Source organism: Streptomyces sp. NPDC107498, assembly GCF_055582805.1.
This window is the reverse complement of record NZ_JBVJPE010000054.1, coordinates 1-3,553: the sequence shown is the minus strand read 5'-3', so window position 1 is coordinate 3,553 and position 3,553 is coordinate 1. Positions and strand designations below refer to the sequence as shown.

The window sequence follows — 3,553 nt, the reverse complement described above, 5'->3', positions numbered from 1 at the left end:
GCGTCACCATCGACTGGCCCACCCTCCTTCGGCCCTATCGCGCCCACACCGTCGAACTGCCCTCCTACCCCTTCCAACGGCAGCACTACTGGTTGGAGCCCGAGCCGGCCTCGACCGACGCCCGTGGGCTCGGTCTGGCCTCGGCCGGACACCCGCTGCTCGGCGCCGTGGTCGAGCTGGTCGAGGAGGACCGGCTGGTGTACACGGGGCGGCTCGCCCTCGACACGCAGCCGTGGCTCGCCGATCACGCCGTGCACGGCACCGTGCTGCTGCCCGGCACCGCCTTCCTGGAGCTCACGATGGCCGTGGGCGCGCGGGTGGGGTGGCGACGGCTCGCCGAGCTCACCCTCCAGGCGCCGCTGGTGCTTCCGCCCGGCGAAGCCGTACAGCTGAGGGTGACCCTCGAACCGCCGGCCGAGAACGGGCAGCGGGAGCTGGCCGTGCACTCCCGGCCGCAGGACGCCGAGGCGGGCGCCCCGTGGACGCGGCACGCGGCGGCCGTGCTCGACGTCGACGACACCACCGCGGACTTCGACCTCGCCGCGTGGCCGCCGCCCGGCGCCCAGGAGATCGACGTCGAGAACCGCTACGACACCCTCACGGAGGCGGGCTACGACTACGGCCCCGCCTTCCAGGGTCTGCGGGCCGCCTGGCGCTCCGGCCGCGACGTCTTCGCCGAGGTCGGCCTGCCCGCCGAGCTGGACGCCACGACCTTCGGGGTGCACCCGGCGCTCCTGGACGCGGCCCTGCACGCGGTCGGTCTGCTCCGTACGGACGGCGGCACCGTCCTGCCCTTCTCGTGGTCCGGCGTCACCCGCCACACGGACGGCGCGGACTCCCTGCGGGTGTGGCTCAGCCCGCAGGGCGAGGACGGGGTGGTCCTGCGCGCCGCCGACGGCGCGGGCAAGCCCGTGCTGTCGGCGGAGTCCGTCACGATGAGGCCGTTCACGGCCGACCTGTCCGCCGGCCGGGGCAGCGACTCGCTGTTCCGCGTCGAGTGGCAGCCGGTCGCCGCCGCGGCGGCCGAGGTCGAGGGGTGCCTGGTCGCCGACCTGGCCGACGTCCCGGAGGCCGTACCGCAGCTGGTCGCCGTACGATGTCCGGTCACCACCCGATGTCCCGGTACGCCGCAGGACTCCGACAGCACGGGAACCGGCCTCGCCGACGCCGCCCATCGGGCGGCGCGCTGGGCGCTCGGCCTGGTCCAGGAGTGGCTGGCCGATGCCCGCTTCGCCGGCTCCCGCCTGCTGGTGCTGACCGACGGCGCCGCCGGTCCCGTGATCGACGACCCGGCCCAGGCCACCGTGTGGGGCCTGGTCAGGACCGCCCAGTCCGAGCACCCCGACCGCTTCGCCCTGCTGGACTCGGACGAGGCGCACGAGGCCGGCACCGTGCCCGGCGCCGTGCTCACCGAGCCCCAGCTCGCCCTGCGGGCCGGCGCCCTCCTCGTCCCCCGGCTGGTCCGGCACGCCTCCGTCACCGACCCGACCGGCGTCACTCCGCTCGACCCGGACGGCACCGTGCTCGTCACCGGTGGCACTGGTGTGCTCGGCGCGTCGGTCGCGCGGCACCTGGTCACCGAGTACGGCGCCCGCCGTCTCCTCCTGGTCAGCCGCCGCGGCGCCGACGCCCCCGGCGCGGAGGAACTCGCCGCCGAACTCACCGGGTTGGGCGCCGAGGTCGTCCTCGCGGCCTGTGACACCGCCGACCGCGACGCGCTCGCGAAGCTGCTGACCGGCGTGCGGCTCACCGCCGTCGTCCACACCGCGGGTCTGCTCGACGACGGCGTGGTCGAGTCGCTCACCGAGGACCGGCTCGCGGCCGTCCTGCGGCCCAAGGTGGACGCCGCCGCCCTCCTCGACGAACTGACCGCCGACCAGGACCTCGCGGCCTTCGTGCTGTTCTCCTCGGTCGCGGGCGTGCTCGGCAACCCGGGCCAGGCCAACTACGCGGCGGGCAACGTCTTCCTCGACGCGCTCGCCGCCCGCCGCCGTGCCGCCGGCCGTCCCGCGACCTCGCTGGCCTGGGGCCTGTGGGCCGAGCGCACGGGCCTCACCGGCCACTTGGACGACGACACCCTCTCGACCCGGGGCATCGCCCCGCTCTCCACCGAGCAGGGCCTCGCGCTCCTCGACCGGGCGCTCGCCGACGACGAGCCGCTGCTCGTACCGGCCCGCCTCGATCCGGCCGCGCTGCGCTCCGACGCGCTCGCCGGGACGCTGTCCCCGGTGCTGCGCTCCCTGGTGCGGATCCCGCAGCGACGGAGCGGCGAGTCCGGTCTGCGCCGCAAGCTCGGCCGGCTGTCGGAGGAGGAGGGCCGCCGTCTGCTGCTCGACCTCGTCCGCACCCAGCTCGCCTCGGTCATCGGCAGCGGGTCGGCGGACGGGATCGACCCGGACCAGCCGTTCAAGAGCTTCGGCATCGACTCGCTGCTCGCCGTCCAGCTGCGCAACCGCCTCAACTCCGCGACCGGCCTGCGTCTTCCGGCCACCCTGGTCTTCGACCACCCCACGCCGACCGCCGTCGTCGACTTCACGCTGGCGCTCGCGTGGGAACGCGCCGAGAGCACCCCCGCGCTGCCCGTCGCCCCCGTCGCCCCGCGCACGGAGGACGACCCGATCGTCATCGTCGGCATGGGCTGCCGCTTCCCGGGCGGGGTGGACTCGCCCGAGGCGCTGTGGCGGGTCGTCGCCGAGCAGCGCGACGTCGTCTCGGAGTTCCCGACCGACCGGGGCTGGGACCTCGACCACCTGTTCCACCCCGACCCGGACCACTCCGGAACGTCGTACGTCCGGCACGGCGGGTTCCTCCACGAGGCCGGCGAGTTCGACCCCGCCTTCTTCGGGATCTCGCCGCGCGAGGCGCTGGCGATGGACCCGCAGCAGCGGCTGCTGCTCGAAGTGTCGTGGGAGGCCCTGGAGCGGGCCGGCATCACCCCCGGATCGCTGCACGGCAGTGACACCGGGGTGTTCGCCGGCGTGATGTACCACGACTACGGCGGTGGCGGCCGGCTTCCGGAGGAGGCCGAGGGCCACTTCCTGACCGGCACCGCCGGCAGTGTCGCGACCGGCCGCGTCGCCTACACCCTGGGGCTTCAGGGTCCCGCCCTGACGGTGGACACGGCGTGCTCGTCGTCGCTGGTCGCCCTGCACCTGGCGGTCCGTGCCCTGCGGTCGGGCGAGTGCTCGCTCGCCCTCGCCGGCGGCGCTGCGGTGATGTCCACGCCCCACACCTTCATCGAGTTCTCGCGCCAGCGGGGCCTCGCGCCGGACGGCCGGTGCAAGTCGTTCTCCGCGGACGCGGACGGCACCGCCTGGGCCGAGGGCGTCGGCGTCCTGGTCGTGGAACGCCTCTCGGACGCCCAGCGCCTGGGACACAAGATCCTGGCCGTGGTGGCCGGTTCGGCCGTCAACCAGGACGGCGCCTCCAACGGCCTCACCGCCCCCAGCGGCCCCGCCCAGGAGCGCGTGATCCGCGCGGCCGTGCAGGACGCCGGAGTCACCTTCTCCGGCGTGGACGCGGTCGAGGCGCACGGCACGGGCACCGTCCTCGG

1 protein-coding gene is annotated in these 3,553 nt (G+C 75.3%); it reads left to right on the top strand.

The window, feature by feature from the left end:
* A partial coding sequence (locus ACZ66Z_RS36600) for a type I polyketide synthase (protein WP_469940294.1) occupies positions 1-3,553 on the top strand: 3,553 nt, incomplete at both ends.